This window comes from Tumebacillus algifaecis, assembly GCF_002243515.1.
GTDB classification, from domain to species: domain Bacteria; phylum Bacillota; class Bacilli; order Tumebacillales; family Tumebacillaceae; genus Tumebacillus_A; species Tumebacillus_A algifaecis.
Genome location: NZ_CP022657.1, coordinates 1,942,202 through 1,959,358 on the forward strand (window position 1 = coordinate 1,942,202; position 17,157 = coordinate 1,959,358).

Annotated in this window: 16 protein-coding genes, 1 pseudogene and 2 riboswitches; of the genes and pseudogenes, 15 read left to right on the top strand and 2 right to left on the bottom strand. The window is 53.9% G+C overall.

Annotated elements, in window-relative coordinates; all coding sequences use genetic code 11:
• Positions 1-133: 133 nt before the first annotated feature.
• The 11 genes and pseudogenes from spoIIAA (at position 134) to CIG75_RS08740 (ending at position 8,546) form a co-directional block, all read left to right on the top strand.
• On the top strand, positions 134-481 hold the full coding sequence (gene spoIIAA, locus CIG75_RS08695) for an anti-sigma F factor antagonist (protein ID WP_094236298.1): 348 nt from the start codon (positions 134-136) through the stop codon (positions 479-481).
• Positions 482-919: an anti-sigma F factor gene (spoIIAB, locus tag CIG75_RS08700; RefSeq protein ID WP_094236299.1), complete on the top strand. Its 438-nt coding sequence runs from the start codon at positions 482-484 to the stop codon at positions 917-919.
• Between the two features lie 11 nt (positions 920-930).
• Complete coding sequence (gene sigF / locus CIG75_RS08705; protein ID WP_094236300.1) at positions 931-1,680, top strand: RNA polymerase sporulation sigma factor SigF; 750 nt, start codon at positions 931-933, stop codon at positions 1,678-1,680.
• A gap of 54 nt (positions 1,681-1,734) precedes the next feature.
• Entirely contained in the window at positions 1,735-1,881 is a 147-nt protein-coding gene (locus CIG75_RS20675; RefSeq protein WP_157729460.1) for a hypothetical protein, read from the top strand.
• 117 nt (positions 1,882-1,998) lie between these two features.
• Positions 1,999-2,457 carry a stage V sporulation protein AC gene (gene spoVAC / locus CIG75_RS08710; RefSeq protein ID WP_094236301.1) on the top strand — a complete coding sequence of 153 codons (459 nt, stop codon included), beginning with the start codon at positions 1,999-2,001 and terminating at the stop codon, positions 2,455-2,457.
• Between the two features lie 29 nt (positions 2,458-2,486).
• Entirely contained in the window at positions 2,487-3,506 is a 1,020-nt protein-coding gene (gene spoVAD / locus CIG75_RS08715; RefSeq protein WP_094236302.1) for a stage V sporulation protein AD, read from the top strand.
• Positions 3,507-3,519: 13 nt separating this feature from the next.
• On the top strand, positions 3,520-3,870 hold the full coding sequence (gene spoVAE, locus CIG75_RS08720; RefSeq protein WP_094238383.1) for a stage V sporulation protein AE: 351 nt from the start codon (positions 3,520-3,522) through the stop codon (positions 3,868-3,870).
• A gap of 43 nt (positions 3,871-3,913) precedes the next feature.
• Positions 3,914-4,495: a stage V sporulation protein SpoVABEA gene (locus CIG75_RS08725; RefSeq protein WP_094236303.1), complete on the top strand. Its 582-nt coding sequence runs from the start codon at positions 3,914-3,916 to the stop codon at positions 4,493-4,495.
• Entirely contained in the window at positions 4,479-5,984 is a 1,506-nt protein-coding gene (locus CIG75_RS08730) for a spore germination protein (protein WP_094236304.1), read from the top strand. The genes CIG75_RS08725 and CIG75_RS08730 overlap by 17 nt, the downstream gene beginning before the upstream one ends.
• Positions 5,985-6,061: 77 nt before the next feature.
• Positions 6,062-6,251, top strand: a riboswitch (Lysine riboswitch).
• 153 nt (positions 6,252-6,404) lie between these two features.
• Positions 6,405-7,741, top strand: a pseudogene (lysA, locus tag CIG75_RS08735) (diaminopimelate decarboxylase).
• A 331-nt stretch (positions 7,742-8,072) separates the two neighbouring features.
• On the top strand, positions 8,073-8,546 hold the full coding sequence (locus CIG75_RS08740) for a cell wall hydrolase (protein WP_094236305.1): 474 nt from the start codon (positions 8,073-8,075) through the stop codon (positions 8,544-8,546).
• Between the two features lie 41 nt (positions 8,547-8,587).
• On the opposite strand, the gene CIG75_RS08745 is transcribed toward CIG75_RS08740, so the two are convergent.
• Both CIG75_RS08745 and CIG75_RS08750 read right to left on the bottom strand, forming a co-directional pair.
• Entirely contained in the window at positions 8,588-10,885 is a 2,298-nt protein-coding gene (locus CIG75_RS08745) for a lamin tail domain-containing protein (RefSeq protein WP_094236306.1), read from the bottom strand.
• Positions 10,886-11,089: 204 nt separating this feature from the next.
• Positions 11,090-12,307, bottom strand: a complete 1,218-nt coding sequence (locus CIG75_RS08750) for a D-alanyl-D-alanine carboxypeptidase family protein (RefSeq protein WP_094236307.1) — start codon at positions 12,305-12,307, stop codon at positions 11,090-11,092.
• Positions 12,308-12,443: 136 nt separating this feature from the next.
• Between CIG75_RS08750 and CIG75_RS08755 the strand changes: the two genes are divergently transcribed.
• The 4 genes from CIG75_RS08755 (at position 12,444) to ribB (ending at position 17,150) form a co-directional block, all read left to right on the top strand.
• Complete coding sequence (locus tag CIG75_RS08755; protein WP_094236308.1) at positions 12,444-13,814, top strand: TrkH family potassium uptake protein; 1,371 nt, start codon at positions 12,444-12,446, stop codon at positions 13,812-13,814.
• A gap of 99 nt (positions 13,815-13,913) precedes the next feature.
• Positions 13,914-14,068, top strand: a riboswitch (FMN riboswitch).
• A gap of 158 nt (positions 14,069-14,226) precedes the next feature.
• On the top strand, positions 14,227-15,330 hold the full coding sequence (ribD, locus tag CIG75_RS08760) for a bifunctional diaminohydroxyphosphoribosylaminopyrimidine deaminase/5-amino-6-(5-phosphoribosylamino)uracil reductase RibD (RefSeq protein WP_407701277.1): 1,104 nt from the start codon (positions 14,227-14,229) through the stop codon (positions 15,328-15,330).
• 3 nt (positions 15,331-15,333) lie between these two features.
• A complete protein-coding gene (locus CIG75_RS08765; protein ID WP_094236309.1) occupies positions 15,334-15,990 on the top strand; it encodes a riboflavin synthase in 657 nt (218 codons plus the stop codon).
• 17 nt (positions 15,991-16,007) lie between these two features.
• Positions 16,008-17,150, top strand: a complete 1,143-nt coding sequence (gene ribB, locus CIG75_RS08770; protein WP_094236310.1) for a 3,4-dihydroxy-2-butanone-4-phosphate synthase — start codon at positions 16,008-16,010, stop codon at positions 17,148-17,150.
• Positions 17,151-17,157: the final 7 nt, after the last annotated feature.

Genomic DNA, 17,157 nt, shown 5'->3' on the forward strand with positions numbered 1-17,157 from the left:
CGCGGTGTTCTCTGCGGATTTTGGCAGCTTTCCGCGAGAAAACAGACGTTTTGTCGAGGGGCAGGAATCTTTTTGGGCCTAGTAGAAATAGGGGGCAAGACAGCAATTTTTTCCTCAAGGAGGCAGGGACAAGATGTTGCAAATCTCCACAGACGTTTGCGGCGACACGCTGATCGTGCGGCTCTCGGGTGAACTTGATCATCATACAGCGGAAATGGTGCGCAGCCAGGTTGAAGCGGAGCTAGACCGCGGCCTGACCGCACACCTCGTTATGAATTTGGAAAACTTGAGCTTTATGGATTCTTCCGGTCTAGGCGTAATTCTTGGCCGTTATAAACGTGTGACCCAATCTGGCGGGCGCATGGCTTTATGCGCGGTCAATGATCAACTCAAAAAGCTGTTCGAACTTTCGGGGATGCTGAAGATTTTGCGAATCTATCCGAACGAATCTCAGGCGCTGGCTGAGACGGGGGTGGCGTAAATGGAGAATTTCATGGAATTGAAATTTGCCGCGCGCTCCCAGAATGAATCGTTCGCACGCGTGGCGGTCGCTGCGTTCATCTCACAGCTCGATCCGACGCTTGAAGAGCTGACCGAAATCAAGACGGTCGTCTCCGAAGCGGTGACCAATGCAATCATCCATGGTTATGACGGCCAGGACGGTCTGGTGCTGATCACCTGCGCGATCATCGACGGCACGATCGAAATGGTGATTGAAGACAATGGCCGTGGGATTGATGATGTCGAAGAGGCGCGCCAGCCCCTGTTTACTTCCAAGCCAGAGTTGGAGCGCTCCGGCATGGGCTTTACCATCATGGAGAATTTTATGGATTCGATCGAAGTGACGAGCAGACCCGAATTGGGCACCCGCGTGCGGCTGGTCAAACGTCTGAAAAGTCCTTCTGTCGCGAATCACTAGGGGGATGCAGGATGGCAATTGAAAAAACTGCCCCGCATCAGAAGTATTCGGACGAGCAGGTCAAACATTTGATTGCCGCTTCACAAGGAGGGGATGATGGTGCTCGCGAGGCGCTGATCGTCTCCAATCAGCGACTGGTCTGGTCGGTCGTCCAGCGTTTTCTCAACCGCGGTTACGAAGCGGATGATCTCTTTCAGATCGGCTGCATCGGTCTGATGAAGGCGATCGACAAGTTCGATCTTTCGTATGATGTGCGCTTCTCTACCTATGCGGTCCCGATGATCATCGGTGAAATCCAGCGCTTCTTGCGCGATGACTCCACTGTCAAAGTCTCCCGCTCACTCAAGGAGACGGCACGGCAAGTGCGCCGCACCCGCGATGAATTGGCCAAAAAGCTCAACCGCCAGCCGCACATCAACGAAGTGGCGCAGGCGATGGGGATGGAGCCGACCGAGGTGGTCTTTGCTTTAGAGTCGATGCGCCAGCCCGCGTCGATCCACGAGACCGTTTTTGAAAATGATGGAGATCCGATCTACCTGATGGATCAGATCTCCGACGAGACGCAAAACAAGTGGTTTGATAAACTGGCGTTGCACGACGCTTTGGCGCGGTTGCCCGAACGGGAGCGCTTGATCGTCTTCATGCGCTTCTTCCGCGACAAAACGCAGGCCGAAGTGGCCGAAGTGCTGGGCATCTCGCAGGTGCAGGTGTCGCGGCTGGAGAAAAAGATTTTACAGATAATTCGCGATCAGCTCGGTTAAGTTCTGCACTTCTGCCCCATACTACCGAAAGAAGCATGTGCGAGGTGATGGTGGATGGAGGAGAAAGTGAAAACGACCAAGCGCCGCGTGGTCTGGCTGGCTGTTCTGCTAGCCCTTCTCGCCGTCAGCGCGGGAGGGTATGTCTGGTGGGATCAAACGGCTGTCAAATATGATCGGATCACCAACGCGACGCGAGTTTAAGATCGATCGAAAAGCAGGTACCTTTTCCAAAAAGTGCCTGCTTTTTTCTTTCATAGCACAGGCACTCCCTTGGCAAGCTAGGATTACGACAGGTCAAGGCAAGAGGAGGTACTTCCCATGAAGCAAGGACCCAAGGCGAAGGCAGACTATAAAAAGCTTACTGACAAGCACGTTCCGAAACGTCCTGTATTCGCCAATGTAATTCGAGCGTTTTTAGTCGGTGGATTGATCTGTTTGCTCGGGCAGTTTGTGCAGAAGTTTTTCATGACGTACTTTGATTTCGACCAAAAGACGGCAGGGAACCCGACGGTGGCGGTGATGGTTTTTCTGGCGGTTCTGCTTACAGGTCTTGGCGTCTATGATCGGATCGGGCAGTGGGCAGGAGCGGGGTCGGCCGTTCCGGTCACTGGATTTGCCAACGCGATGTCTTCGGCGGCGATCGAGCATAAAAGCGAGGGGTTGGTGCTCGGTGTCGGCGGTCAGATGTTTAAAGTCGCAGGTCCGGTGATCGTGTTCGGTGTGGTCGCAGCATTTGTGATCGCAGTGATCAAGCATCTTATCAAGATGGTGATGTGATTACAGTTTGATGGAAGGTGAGTCAAGGCATGGGATTAATCGGGAAGCAGACATGGGAATTTTCAACCAAACCGGTGTTGATCGCCACTGGAGCGGTCGTCGGTCCTAAAGAGGGCGAAGGGCCGCTTGGGCAAGAGTTTGACACGGTGCATCAAGATCCGTATAACGGGCAGGATTCGTGGGAAAAGGCGGAACGCCGCTTTTTTGAAGAAGCTTGTCAGACGGCGCTGAAAAAAGCCAACTTGGCGAACGATGTGATCGACGTGCTGTATGCGGGAGATTTGCTGAATCAAATCGTCACGGCCAATTTTGGGGCGCGGACACTGGCCGTTCCGTTTTTGGGAGTGTTTGGTGCCTGCTCGACCTCGATGGAATCGCTGGCATTGGCGGCGATGACCGTCGATGCTGGCTATGCGAACCATGCGATGGCGGCCACCGCTTCGCACAACTCGACGGCAGAACGGCAGTTCCGCTACCCGACCGAATACGGCGGACAAAAACCGCCGACCGCACAGTGCACGGTGACCGGCTCGGGTGCGGCGATCGTCGGGCGCACAGGAAACGGGCCGCGCATCACCCATGCGACGATCGGCAAAGTTGTCGATCTCGGTGTAAAATCGCCGTTTGAAATGGGGCCAGCGATGGCACCTGCCGCGGTCGATACGATTGCGAGACATTTTAAAGACACGGGTCGCACGCCAGAGGATTACGATCTGATCGTGACGGGCGACTTGGCGCGGGTCGGGCATAAGATCGCCGAAGAGCTACTCGGCAAAGAGGAAGGCTTGTTTTTCGGAGATCGCTTTAAAGACTGTGGAATCTTGATCTTTGATCCAGACCAGTCGGAAGTATTTTCGGGTGGGAGCGGCTGTGCCTGCTGTGCGGTCGTCACCTATGGTCATCTGCTCAAGCGAATGGAACGCGGAGAACTGAACCGCATCCTAGTCTGCGCAACAGGCGCGTTGCTGTCTCCGCTCTCCTCGCAGCAAGGCGAATCGATTCCCTGTGTCGCGCATGCGGTGGTCATCGAGAGGGGAGAGTGGGTGTAGCATGGAACTCGATCTGACGTTTTTGTACGCGTTTTTAGTCGGCGGACTGATCTGCGTAATCGGTCAGTTGTTGATGGATTTGACCAATTTGACGCCCGCGCATGTGATGACGCTGTTGGTCGTGTTTGGGGCGGTGCTCGACGGGTTCGGACTGTACGAGCCGTTGATCAAATTGGCTGGGGCTGGAGCGACGATTCCGATCACCTCGTTTGGTAACGCGCTGGTGCACGGGGCGATGGCCGAAGCAGAGCAACACGGACTGGTCGGCATCATCACCGGGATCTTCGAGGTAACATCGGCGGGCGTTTCGGCGGCGATCGTCTTTTCTTTTTTTGCGGCGCTGCTGTTCAGACCCAAAGGGTAAGGTAGGACTGCTCAGACAATCTGACCGAAGGGGTGACGGAATCATGGGGAAGCGCAAAGTCATTTTGATCACAGATGGGGATCAGGTCGCGAGAAAAGCGGTCGAAAAAGTGGCAGCCGAAGTTGGTTGCCGCGTCATCTCTCGTTCATCTGGCAACCCGACTCCGCTCAGCGGTCAGCAATTGATTCGGCTGATCGAACATGCCAAACATGATCCGGTGTTGGTCATGTTCGATGACAACGGGAACGGTGACTATGGCTACGGCGAACGGGCGCTGGAATATGTGGTCAACCACCCGAACATCGAAGTGCTCGGCGCCATCGCTGTGGCTTCCAATACGCCGATGGTGGACGGCGTGCATGTCGATTTTTCGATCGATCAGAACTGCCAGTTGATTGATGATGCGGTCGATAAAGACGGTCACCCTTCGCATAGCGTTGAGCATGTGGTCTACGGTGACACGGTAGACATCCTATCAAGCTGCGAGATCCCGATGATCGTAGGTGTTGGTGATATCGGCAAGATGCAGGGTAAAGACCATTTTTTAAAAGGGGCGCCGATCACCAAGGCTGCGATCATAGAAATTCTGAAACGGAGTGGATATGACCATGTCGCGGATCATTAAGAACACGGATATCCCGCCAGCCGATCAAGATCTTCACTTAGAAAAACAGCTTTCAAAAAATCTGACGTTTTTTGAACGAGCGCTTGGGATCGGGGAAAGCTATGACATGATCAAGCGCCCGATGACATTTGCCGGACATGATTTTTGTTTGCTCTATATCAATGGCTTTATTAAAGATGCGATCATCGATGATATTTTGCGCATGCTGGCTCAAGTGAAGAAGGAACAGTTAGCATTCGATACGTTCGAAAAGTTGCTAAATACGTATTTGTCGCACACGCAGGTTGAGAAAGAGGAGCAAACTAATAAGATCATTACCGCGATCCTGTCCGGGCAGACGGTGATTCTGATCGACGGATTTGCGCAGGCTTTTATCATCGATGCGCGCAGTTACCCAGCTCGAACCCCGCAGGAGCCAGAATTGGAACGGGTCGTGCGCGGCTCGCGTGACGGATTTGTGGAGACGCTCGTCCAAAACACGGTGCTCACCCGGAGGAGAATCCGTGACCCGAGGCTTCGCATGGAGACGATGCAGATTGGCAAGCGATCCAAAACGGACGTTTGTGTCGCGTACCTGCAGGACGTGGCTGACGATTCACTGGTCGAAGAGATCAAAGGACGTTTGCAGAAAATCGACGTAGACGGTTTGCCGATGGCCGAAAAATCGGTCGAGGAGTGGCTGACGAAGCGCAACAACTGGAACCCCTACCCGGTCGTGCGCTATACAGAGCGGCCAGATGTTGCCGCCATGCATATCCTTGAAGGGCATGTCCTCATCTATGTGGACACGTCGCCAAGCGTGATGATCACGCCGACGACCGTCTTTCACCACGTCCAGCACGCGGAGGAGTTTCGAGAAAATCCGGCGGTGGGCGCCTATATCCGTTGGGTGCGGTTTTTGGGCATCGTCGCCTCTCTGTTTTTAATACCGCTGTGGATTTTGTTCACGTTGATTCATCGCGAATGGTTGCCAGAGCCGCTGTCCTTTTTAGGACCGGACACGGTAGGTGCGATTCCGATCATCTTGCAGTTTCTGTTAGCCGATATCGGCATCGATATGATGCGGATGGCAGCCATTCATACGCCATCCCCTCTGGCGACAGCGATGGGGTTGATTGCGGCTGTGTTGATCGGTGACATTGCCGTCAAAGTCGGTCTGTTCTCACCGGAGTCGATCTTGTATCTGTCGGTGGCGGCGATCGGAATGTTCGCAACACCAAGCTACGAATTGTCGATGGCCAATCGGCTTTCGCGGATGTTTTTCATTCTGGCGGTCGCATTTTTCGACTGGTACGGATTGGTGGCGGCGGTGGCACTGTGGTTTATCTTGCTGGCGCGCACCAAGTCGATCAATCGGCCCTACCTCTGGCCGCTGCTGCCCTTTAACTTTAAGGCGCTGTGGGAGATCATGGTTCGCACGCCGATGCAGTACAAGAACCAGCGGCCGTCCCTGCTGAATCCGAAAGACAAAGATAGGCAGCCGAACTAGGGACGACTAACCTTGCAGGGCTCGAACAATATTGCTATAATCGAATATAATTAAATACGACAACACCTCATTCGTACGAGTGGGGTAGAGGCGCGGGTAATATGAGTATCGATTAGGAAGTGCTGGCACACTGATGAGCAATCGAGAAAGGATGACCGCCGAAGTGGAGAACTTGCCAAACGTTTTCTGCTGGGTCGACATTGAATAAGTGTCGAACTGTCACCGCCGAATCTGAAGTGATTCTGTAGGTGAAGCGCTACTTCATGAGTTGAGGGGATCAGATCTGTTTTGGATCATTCTGCTCTATATTGACACAACATCCCAAAACGGTTGGCGCACTCCCTTTGACGCCAGCCGTTTTTTTGTTGTCTTAACTGGGTAATTATGGGTTTGAGGGTCTGGAGAGGAGATAAAATACAGATGTATCTGCACGGAACGAGTCGCATCAACGAACAGGGTCATTTGGAGATTGGCGGCGTGGACACGACAGAACTTGTGAAGAGTTTTGGAACACCGCTGTACGTGTACGATGAGGCGATGATGCGTGAGACGATTCGCGCGTACAAGGCTGCTTTTGCCACATCCGGATTGCGCTATGAAGTTGCATATGCGTCGAAAGCGTTTTGTACGCTGGCGATGTGCCGGATTATCGACGAAGAAGGGTTGGCGCTCGATGTGGTGTCGAGCGGCGAACTCTACACGGCGTTACAGGCTGGATTCCCGGCGGAGCGCATTCACTTTCACGGCAACAACAAGACGCCTGACGAGATCGATTTGGCCTTGCAGGCCGGTATTGGTGAATTTGTCGTCGATAACTTTCATGAGCTGAAACTGCTCGGAGCGCTCGCGACGCAAAAAGGTGTGATCGCCGACATTCTGTTGCGCTTGGCACCAGGCGTGGAAGCGCACACGCACGAGTACATCTCGACCGGGCAGGAGGATTCGAAATTTGGCTTCGACATGAAAGGCGACATGGCGCGTCGGGCGGTCGAAACGGCTCTGTCCACTCCGGGCGTTCGGCTGATCGGTCTTCATTCGCACATCGGATCACAAATTTTCGAGACGGAAGGATTTTCGGAAGCTGTTGGCATCGTCTCCAGTTTCTTCGGTGAATGTGTGCGTGAACTGGGAGCAAAAGATCTGCATAAACTTAACGTCGGTGGTGGGTTTGGCATTCGCTATACGGAAGAGGACACGCCGCTTCAAGCCGATCAGTACATCACAGCGATTGGCCAAGCGATTCAAGCTGCGTTTGATCAACTCGACTTGTCCTATCCCATGATCGTCATCGAACCGGGCCGCTCCATCGTCGGCGCTGCTGGCACCACGCTGTACACGGTCGGCTCGACGAAAGACATCCCAGGTGTGCGCAAATACGTTTCGGTCGATGGGGGATGTCGGACAATCCGCGTCCCGCGCTGTATCAGGCTGTTTACGAAGCGATGCTCGCCAATCGGGCGACTGAGGCCAATGCGGAACTCGTTTCGATCGCAGGCAAAGCGTGCGAGTCGGGCGACATGCTGATCTGGGATGTCAATCTGCCGACCGTGCAGGCAGGCGATGTTCTGGCTGTGTCCTGTACAGGTGCGTATTGCTATTCGATGGCGAGCAACTACAACCGCATCGCCCGTCCAGCCGTCGTCTTCGTGCAAAACGGGCAGGCGGATCTGGTGGTGCAGCGGGAGAGCCATGTCGATTTGATTTCGCACGATCTGATTCCGGCTCGGCTGACCGGAAAGGTGCTGGCGAACCAATAGCAATTCGTTAAAGTAGACCATGGCGGAAGGCAAGTCCCTTTTTGTCCGCATAGGATAAGTAGTGAAAGGAGGGATTCAGCTTGGCTTTGATGTTCTCTTTTCTGCCGAGAATTGTACAGTTTTTCGGGATCTTCCAGAATGTAGTCGGGTTCATTCAACCGATTTGGCCTATGATCTCGACCTTCTTCACCCGTCGGGCTGCTGCGTAAGCAGCACCGACGTTTTTTTGTTGAGCGGACAGAATGGGCTTGGCTACGTATGTGTCTACGGTGACCGAATCGGGCGACAGGCAATATCCTGAACGTATCTGATAAAGATTGAGGGTGAGGATATGCCGTTACGCAGAGTGAAGGCAACAAACGCACATCTTCGATTGTTGGCGCAACTGATGCAGGCCGAGGCGCGCGGGGAAGGTCGGCGCGGGCAGGAGCTGGTGGGGAGTGTGTTGATCAATCGAGTCGTCGCGGACTGCAAACCTGACTTTCATAACCTTCGCACGATCCCGCAGGCGATCTACGGGAAATTCGGCCCGTCGCGATCGCCGTTCGAACCTGTACAAAATGGCGAAATCTATAAGATGCGTCCGACATCACAAGACCTTCGTCGCGCACGCGAGTTGGCCAATGGGCGGATCGATTCGCTGACCAGAAGATCGCTATGGTTTTACAACCCTTCTCCGGGTCGAGCGTACCGAGCACCCTGTACTGGGCAAATGCCGCGCGCACCGAAAACGCAGTATCAGTTCTCCTTCAAAAACCACTGTTTCTATACGGGAACACCAGGTTATTGCCCGGAGTTCCTCTAAACAAAAAGATCGCCCTCCAGGAGAAGGCGATCTTTTTTACGTTATTGTTTCGGGTTCGGTGTAGTCACAATCCAGTCGTCCATCGTGTCGGTATCGAGCGTCGGGGACTTGCGAGACAGGACTTGTCCGTTATTGGTGTAGAGCGACCAGTTGGTCACGTAGTTGTTCCATGCGACATTGTCAACCGTCACACCGGAAGCGTTTTTCAAGAGCAGGTTGTCGCCGGTGTTGGTCAGCGTCAAATTCATGCCGGAAACGTCGAGGCCAAAACCTTTGTAAGCGGAGAAGCCCACGCTGTCTTTGCCGACCATCAGATAGGAGTGTGCTGGGATTACGGTGCCAGCCGGCAAGGTGAAGTTGCCCGATTTGTTGGATAGCTTGTACCCGGTCAGGTCGTAAGCGACGTTGTTCGGGTTGAACAATTCGACATATTCGCGGGTTGCGTCAAAGCCGCCCGTCAGATACATCACTTCGTTGATCTGGATGTGTGCTGTGCCTTTTGGTTCTTCTGGGTTCCACGATTGCGCGCCGCCTGTCCAGTCATGCCAGAACAGCGCCTCATAGTAAGCGGCGACTTCGGTGTTTTCGACGAGCACACCTGCTTCGCGGTTGTTGGTCGGAGAGTTAGATGACCAGTTGATCGAGGAGACCAACGTTTTGTTGCTGTCGGCGATCATGCCTTTGTTGTGAATCTTCTCAATGCCGACAGCTGGGAGATTGACCAATTTCGCTTGCATGTCAAGAGACTCGGTGGCAGCGATGCTGTTGATGTACTGGACGGTGTACTGGTTGTCGCGCGGATCGCTCGAATCGAGGAAGGCGGAATCGAGCAGCACGCGGACTTTCACGCCGCGTCGAGCCGCTGCGATCACTTCTTCCAAATAGACATCGGGCGTCGTCGTCACGCTACCAGTAGCGGTCGGACCCCAGTGTTTGTGGATATAGAGCTGTTCGACCAACAGCGTATTTTGTGCTTGACGCGCCAAACCGATGATCGAGTTTTGCTGCAGGTAGGTGCTGTCCGGTGCAAGGATTGGCGTTACGCGGAATTCGCCGTTGATCGGTTTGCTCTTGAAGCCGCCCTTGTAGGTGCCGGTCGGCGGAGTGCTGGTGTCAGGTGTGAAACCGACCGCAGGTGCGCCGTACTTGGCGTGACTCTCCGTGAACGCGAAGGAATCCTTGGACGCAGTGTTCCAGTCGGTGTTGAACACGCCGCTGAAGAACTGGGCAGTCTGCGTGTCATTGACGATGATGCCCCAGCCGCGATTGCCGTAGTTTTGGTTGTACGGCACGCCGGTCGATTTCCAGTTCTCCGACTGGGTGAAGATGCTCTTGCTGTCAATGATCGCGTATTTTGCATGGTCGAAGCGGTAGCGCTTGTAGGCTCCGATGGTGGAGTCGGAGATGATGTAGCGAACTTGGCCGCCTGCGTTTACGATCTGCTGGGATACATATTTGCTGTCGTTGAGCAATCCGCCGACAGGGCCCCCTTCCAAGAAGACGCGGACTTGTACACCGCGGGCAAGGGCGTTTTTGATCACATCAAGCAGTTGGACCGATTGGAATTCGTAGAGGTTCAGGTCGATGCTGGTCGTGGCCGAGTTCATCAGAGCTGCCAGCGTCGCGAAGCTGTTGTCAGGCGAGGAATAGGGTTGGATCGTGCCCGCGTACGAATAGGTCGGAGCGTTAAAGCGAGATTGACCTGCTTGATAGACGCGGAGGTGTTCCCAGTCCGCTTTGGAGTCGGTATCTGGGAATTGTCCGGACATCTCGTCTTTTTCACGCACGAAGTACGTGCCTTCCGAAACGTTCGGAACGGATGGGCCTGTCCAGCCTGTGGTCGCGGTTCCCGAGCCGTATGCAAACGCGTCGATGTTCACACCGCTCGCGTTGTACAGATAGACAGCGCTGCCTGCGTTTGCGAGGCTCGGCACGGAGCCCGTGACCGTCAACTGCGGCACGGTGGTGTCCGAGTCGCTCCCATATTCAAAGTCGGCTTGGAACAACATTTCAGATTTAAAAGTGGTTGCCGTCTTGGTCACATACAGCGTTTGCCCGGCTGTAAGCGTGGTGCCAGACGGAAACGCCAGCTTGGATGAGCCCGAGCCGATTTTCAGGTACCATCCGCCGATGGAAAGCGCGGACGAGGTCGGGTTGGTGATTGCGATGAATTCTTCCGGTTCATACGAAACATTAGTATCTGCGTACACTTCAGTGATCAGCGGATACGTCACCGCCGCAGCACTAGACTCGCTTGCAGGCATCATGCCTGCGATCAGTCCTGCCGACAGCAGTGCGGAGAGCAGCACAGAGGTAAATTTCTTGTTCTGTGGCTTCATGGATACACCATCCTCATCAAGAATTGTGGAAGAAATGAGATAAGTAACAAAAATACGAACATTACAAATCGATTGTACATGATTATTCGGGAAAATACAATAAAGCTTCTGTAAGGCTTAATGTAAATTGTGAAGTTGACTAGAAAACACGTTTAATTGAGAGCAAACGAAAAATGCCTTATTGGAATAAATCCGATAAGGCGGTCAGATGGAACGGGACTTCCTAAATTTCACAATTCTTTTCGACAGAAAGAGCAGGACTGTGACCAATGTGAAGAGAAGCAGGAACTTGTTCTCGATGACAGCAACCGCCTCATTGATCGGCCAAGCGGCTACATCGTTGTCAGCAAGCAGATCGACAGAGACGATGATCTGCCCGTCGGTCACGTAGTCGATCGAGCCGACGACATCGCCTTTGCGAAACGGCGCTTGTGGCACATTGATGTGCGGAATCGAAGTGAATGAAGGTGAAGGTGTGCTTTCAAGCGGCAGGGTGCGGTAAACGTCTTCGGCCAAAGTTGCTCGGACTGGTGTGGCATTCAGTGCGAACGATTGAATGACATCGCCTTTGGATGCCAATTTCGTTGTGACAAACTGATCAAAGCCATAATCGAGCAGAACGGTTGCCTCTTCACGAATTTTCGGGCGGTTTTCCACACCCATCAACACGGCGATCAGTTCGCGGTCCCCGCGCTTGGCGGAGACGGTGATCGTTTGCTGGGCCTGATCGGTGAATCCGGTCTTGATGCCCGTTGTACCTTCGTAGTTGTAGAGCATCTGATTCAGATTGATCAAGGTGCTTTCCCAGACTTGACCTTTCCAAGGCAAGCTCTCAGTCGCGACGATTTTACGAAACGTTTGATTGTTCATTGCGTAGGAAGAGATAAGTGCCATGTCGCGGGCGGTCGTGGTATGTAAGTCATCGTGCAAACCGCTTGGCGTCACAAAATGGGTGTGAGTCGCCCCGAGCGCTTTCGCTTTTTGATTCATCATGTCGGCAAATTGCTCGACGGAGCCGCCGATATGTTCGGCAATGGCTACGGCTGCGTCATTGCCGGAGTTGAGCATCAGGCCATACAGCAGATTTTCGAGCGTTTGCTCTTCATCATACTCAAGGTAGATGCGGTTGCCTTCCTGTTCACGAGCTAGTTTGGACGTTTTCACCTTGGCGCTCAGGTCCCCTTTTTCCAAAGCGAGAATGGCGGTGAGCACTTTGGTGATCGAAGCAGGATAGAGCGGTTGGTCCGGATTTTGTTCAAACAGAAACTGGCCGGACTGCCGATCGTACAAGATGGCGCCTTGGGCCGATAACCCGGTTGGCTTTTTCTCCTCATGAGCGGCCAAAACATCGGCCATACTAGTTAGAGTCAGAAAGTAGACAAGCAGACAGAAAGTTGTGAGTATTTGACCTAGTTGTCGCATTATTTGTTCACCCACCAATTATTGTAGTCTACCTACTCATCTTTATGCAAAGTTAGTAATTTACAGTGATCGGACTTGCAGTCGTGATGGTGATCCGTTATATTCAAATCTATTGTGAAAATATCGAGGGGATTTTATGCCAAAAAAACGTTCATGGCAGTTAAAAAGCTGGCAAAAATTTTTATCGCCGGCACGCTTTTTGATGATCGGTTTCGCAGTTTTGGCGATCGTGGGAGCGATTCTGCTCAGCTTGCCCGTTGCGACGGAAAATGGAGAAGGGCTGCCTTTTGTTGATGCTTTGTTTATGGCGACATCTGCCATCTGTGTGACGGGGCTGGTGGTCGTCGATACGGGGAGCACCTTATCAATGTTTGGGGAAGTGGTCCTTCTGACGCTCGTCCAGATCGGTGGGCTAGGTATTATGACGGTGGCGACCTTTGTGACGATCTGGACGGGGAAAAAAATCGGCCTGACAGAACGTCTGCACCTGCAGCAATCGCTAAATGTCTCCTCGCTTGAAGGGCTGATCCGGTTATCGCGCAACGTGGTGTTGATGACGTTAGCGATCGAATTTGTGTTTGCGTTGATCCTCGCTTACCGTTTTTCGGGTCATATGCCGCTTGGAAAAGCGCTGTATTATGGAATCTTCCACTCGATTGCCGCATTTTGTAATGCCGGATTTGACTTATTTGGCGATTATAAGAGCTTGGCCGATTATGCGGGAGATCCGGTAGTCAACATCTCGGTGATGACGCTGGTGTCGGTCGGAGGCTTAGGCATGGCAGTGATGGCCGACTTGCTGCGCAAACTGGTCAATCGCAAGGAACGGCTGATGTTCCATTCTAAGTTGGTGCTGATCGCAAGCGTCGTGTTGTTCGTGGTCGGTACTCTCGGTTATTATGCGCTGGAGCATGGGAATCAGGGCACACTGGCCGAGAAGAGCGAAGGGGAGCAACTACTTGCCGCCGGGTTTGCGTCGGTTACAGCCCGTTCCTCAGGTTTTGCGACGATCAATTATGAAGAGATGTCACAAAGTGGTCAGTTCTGGACGATGATGCTGATGTTTATCGGAGCGTCGCCCGGTTCGGCCGGCGGCGGGATTCGCACGACGACGGCGCTCGTTATCTTGCTGTTCGTCTGGACGGTCGTGACCAATCGGGGGCAGACGGTCATCTTCAAGCGGGCAATCTCACCGCGGGTGATCAATAAGTCACTGACCATCGCCGTGATGTCGATGACGCTGATCGTGGTGACGACGATGATTTTGACGATCACGGAAAATCGGGAGTTTAACAGGGTGCTGTTTGAAGCCGTTTCGGCAGTTTCGACCGTCGGGCTCTCGACCAACCTGACGCCCGAACTTTCTCCAGCCGGAAAAGTCGTGGTGCTGATCGTGATGTACATCGGACGTCTCGGGCCATTGACCCTAGCGCTTGCATTGGCTGCCCGTCATCAAGGGAAGCCATCCAATGTGCGCTATCCGGAAGGCAACGTGTACGTCGGGTGATGCTGTGCGTTTGTAAGGTCAATCACGGCCACGGAGGATTGTTCCAGTTTTCACTTTACAGCGGAAATCGAGAAAGCTATACTGGTTCTTACAATGATATAGTTCCTTCAGGGTGAGGTGAGACAGCATCAAGCTGTCAATTCCTAATCGGCGGTGATGATCTTTTTCGAAAGAGCTAAGTCCGCGAGCCTTCACAGGCAGGAACTGGTGCGAATCCAGTACCGACGGTATAGTCCGGATGGGAGAAGGAATGATGTGAACGGATGGCAGGATACGCATGCCCTTTTTTGGGGAGCTTTCTTTCGGTGCGTATGTATTGCTTGTGATCCGTATGCGCGCGAAACCTGCCCTGAAGTCGATGTGACTTCAGGGCTTTTTTCTGCGCAGTGAACAGAACAGGAGGTGGATTCGTGTGAACGATCAACATTATATGAACCTCGCATTGCAACTGGCAGCGATGGCAAAAGGCAAAACGAACCCGAATCCCCTGGTAGGAGCTGTCATTGTGAAAGAAGGCCGCGTCATCGGGCAAGGAGCGCATCTGCGCGCTGGAGAGCCGCACGCTGAGGTCCATGCGTTTCGCATGGCAGGTGAAGCGGCAAAGGGGGCGACGCTGTATGTGACGCTGGAACCTTGCAGTCATCATGGGCGAACGCCGCCCTGCGCAGATCTGGTGATCTCCTCGCAGGTTGGGCGCGTGGTCGTTGCGATGCTCGACCCGAACCCGCTGGTGGCCGGACGCGGTGTCACGCGCATACGGGAAGCAGGCATTGAAGTGGAAGTTGGCGTCTTGGAACAGGAGGCGCGTCGGTTGAACGAGCGTTTTGTGCACAACATGCTGACCAAGCAGCCGTTTGTGACGGTGAAAACGGCGATGACGCTCGATGGCAAGATCGCAGCGCACAGCGGGGACAGCCGTTGGATTACCGGGGAGGAATCACGCGCCTTCGTGCACCGTCTGCGCGATGCGGCGGACGCGATTCTTGTCGGTATCGGTACCGTCCTCGCCGATGATCCGGAACTGACGACCCGCTTGCCTGAGGGTGGTGGGAAGCATCCGGTGCGGATCGTGCTCGACAGACAGCTTCGCACGCCCGAGACGGCGCGAGTGGTCAGCACAGAACAGGCGAAAACGTGGATTTTCACCGGGCCAGATGTTGATGAAGATAAAGCGGCACGCCTGCGCGAGCTTGGGGTTGATGTGATCCAAGTGCCGCTGAGCGATGGCGGGCTTGACCTGCGCGCCGTGTTGGACTTGCTATATCAGCTTGGCATCACCGATCTGCTCGTCGAAGGAGGGGCCTCGGTCAACGGCGCGTTTTTGAAACAAGGTCTGATCAACAAAGTCGTCTCGTTCATCGCGCCGAAGCTGATCGGTGGAGCGACCGCTCCGACGCCTTACGCGGGTGACGGGTTTGATAAGATGGCAGACGCGGTAGATCTGTTAGACCTGACCGTCGAGCGGTATGGCGCAGATCTTTGTCTGATCGGCTACCCGAAACGGGCGGAGGTGTAGGGCATGTTTACCGGTTTGGTCGAAGAGGTCGGGACGATTCAGGAGATTCGCACGTCCGGCAAAGCGATCCATTTGAAGATGCGAGCAGCTTCCATTTTGGGAGATGTCGCGCTGGGTGATTCGATCTCTGTCAACGGGATCTGTCTGACGGTGACTCACTTTGACGGGGGTTCATTTACGGTCGATGTCGTGCCAGAAACGATGCGCCGCACCGCACTGCACGAGTTGTCCGTCGGTTCGCCAGTCAATCTGGAGCGGGCGATGGCGATGGGCCAGCGTTTCGGCGGACATATCGTTTCCGGACATATTGACGGGATCGGCCAGATCACCGAGATCGTGGATGAGGACATAGCGAAAGTGGTGCGGATCAAAGCGATGCCTGACGTCTTGCGCTATCTGGTCGAGAAGGGGTCGATCACGATCGACGGGGTGTCGCTGACGGTGATGGATGTGGCGAGCGACTCGTTTCGAGTTTCTGTCATTCCGCACACCTGGCAGGTGACCGTGTTGCGTCATCGTCGCATCGGTTCTGTCGTCAATTTGGAATGTGACATCATCGGCAAGTATGTGGAACGCCTGTTATTGCCATATGCACCCGGAGAAGTAAAGGGCAAGCAGAACATCACCTTAGAATATTTGCAACAAAACGGGTTTGCGTAAGAGAGGGGGCGGATCGGATGTTTCATGGGATCGAAGTAGCAGTGGAAGATCTGAAGCAAGGCAAAGTGGTGATCGTGGTCGATGATGAGGACCGCGAGAATGAGGGAGATTTTATCGCACTTGCCGATAAAGTGTCGGCCGCCACGATCAATTTTATGATCACACATGGCCGCGGACTGGTCTGCGTGCCGATCACGGAGGAACGGGCTACAGCGCTCAACCTGCGCCCAATGGTCTCACACAACACCGATCAACACGGCACTGCGTTTACCGTATCGATCGATGCTAAAGTTGGCACAACAACGGGGATTTCCGCTTATGAGCGCGCTGTGACCATCGAAAGAATGATCGAAGACGGCGCGTCCGGTGATGATTTTAAAAAGCCAGGCCACATCTTCCCACTGGTTGCACGCGACGGCGGGGTGTTGCGCCGCGCCGGACATACGGAGGCGGCGATCGACTTGGCGTTGCTAGCCGGTTCCTATCCGGCTGGTGTGATCTGTGAAATTTTGAACGCAGATGGCACGATGGCCCGTGTGCCCGACCTGAAGAAGATCGCCGAAGAGCATGACATCAAGATGATCACGATCGCCGATCTGATCGCATACCGGAAGGATCGCGAAAAGCTGGTCGAGCGCGTGGCCCAAATGGAGTTGCCGACCGACTTCGGCACGTTCCAGCTATACGTTTACAAAAACATTCTCGATGGCACCGAGCATGCCGCTTTGGTCAAAGGTGCGATCGATCCCGATGTGAACACATTGGTCCGTGTGCGCAATGAATGCACGCTAGGCGACATTTTCGGCTCACACAAATGCAACTGTGGCACGCAACTGCACGCCGCACTTCGGGAGATTGATCAGAATGGTAGCGGTGTGTTGCTACACCTGCGTCAAGCGATGGACGGCGCCAATTCGTTGCTGGCCAAAGTGAAAGCGTATGAAGGCGACAGCACACACATGCAAACGGACAAAGGGCAAACGATCGACTATGGCATTGGCGCTCAGATTTTGCGCGATCTTGGCGTGACCAAAATGCGCTTGCTCTCCAACAACCCGCGCAAGTTTGTTGGGTTGGAAGGATATGGATTGGCGATCACTGAGACCCTTCCCCTTCGCGTGCGCGAGGAAGACCGTCGCGCGGTGAAATTACCTTTGTAAGCGATTT

Bases quoted from the DNA above. Each gene is read 5' to 3' on its own strand.
- spoIIAA (WP_094236298.1), top strand. From the start codon at position 134: ATGTTGCAAATCTCCACAGACGTTTGCGGCGACACGCTGATCGTGCGG.
- spoIIAB (WP_094236299.1), top strand. From the start codon at position 482: ATGGAGAATTTCATGGAATTGAAATTTGCCGCGCGCTCCCAGAATGAA.
- sigF (WP_094236300.1), top strand. From the start codon at position 931: ATGGCAATTGAAAAAACTGCCCCGCATCAGAAGTATTCGGACGAGCAG.
- CIG75_RS20675 (WP_157729460.1), top strand. From the start codon at position 1,735: ATGGAGGAGAAAGTGAAAACGACCAAGCGCCGCGTGGTCTGGCTGGCT.
- spoVAC (WP_094236301.1), top strand. From the start codon at position 1,999: ATGAAGCAAGGACCCAAGGCGAAGGCAGACTATAAAAAGCTTACTGAC.
- spoVAD (WP_094236302.1), top strand. From the start codon at position 2,487: ATGGGATTAATCGGGAAGCAGACATGGGAATTTTCAACCAAACCGGTG.
- CIG75_RS08725 (WP_094236303.1), top strand. From the start codon at position 3,914: ATGGGGAAGCGCAAAGTCATTTTGATCACAGATGGGGATCAGGTCGCG.
- CIG75_RS08730 (WP_094236304.1), top strand. From the start codon at position 4,479: ATGTCGCGGATCATTAAGAACACGGATATCCCGCCAGCCGATCAAGAT.
- CIG75_RS08740 (WP_094236305.1), top strand. From the start codon at position 8,073: ATGCCGTTACGCAGAGTGAAGGCAACAAACGCACATCTTCGATTGTTG.
- CIG75_RS08745 (WP_094236306.1), bottom strand. From the start codon at position 10,885: ATGAAGCCACAGAACAAGAAATTTACCTCTGTGCTGCTCTCCGCACTG.
- CIG75_RS08750 (WP_094236307.1), bottom strand. From the start codon at position 12,307: ATGCGACAACTAGGTCAAATACTCACAACTTTCTGTCTGCTTGTCTAC.
- CIG75_RS08755 (WP_094236308.1), top strand. From the start codon at position 12,444: ATGCCAAAAAAACGTTCATGGCAGTTAAAAAGCTGGCAAAAATTTTTA.
- CIG75_RS08765 (WP_094236309.1), top strand. From the start codon at position 15,334: ATGTTTACCGGTTTGGTCGAAGAGGTCGGGACGATTCAGGAGATTCGC.
- ribB (WP_094236310.1), top strand. From the start codon at position 16,008: ATGTTTCATGGGATCGAAGTAGCAGTGGAAGATCTGAAGCAAGGCAAA.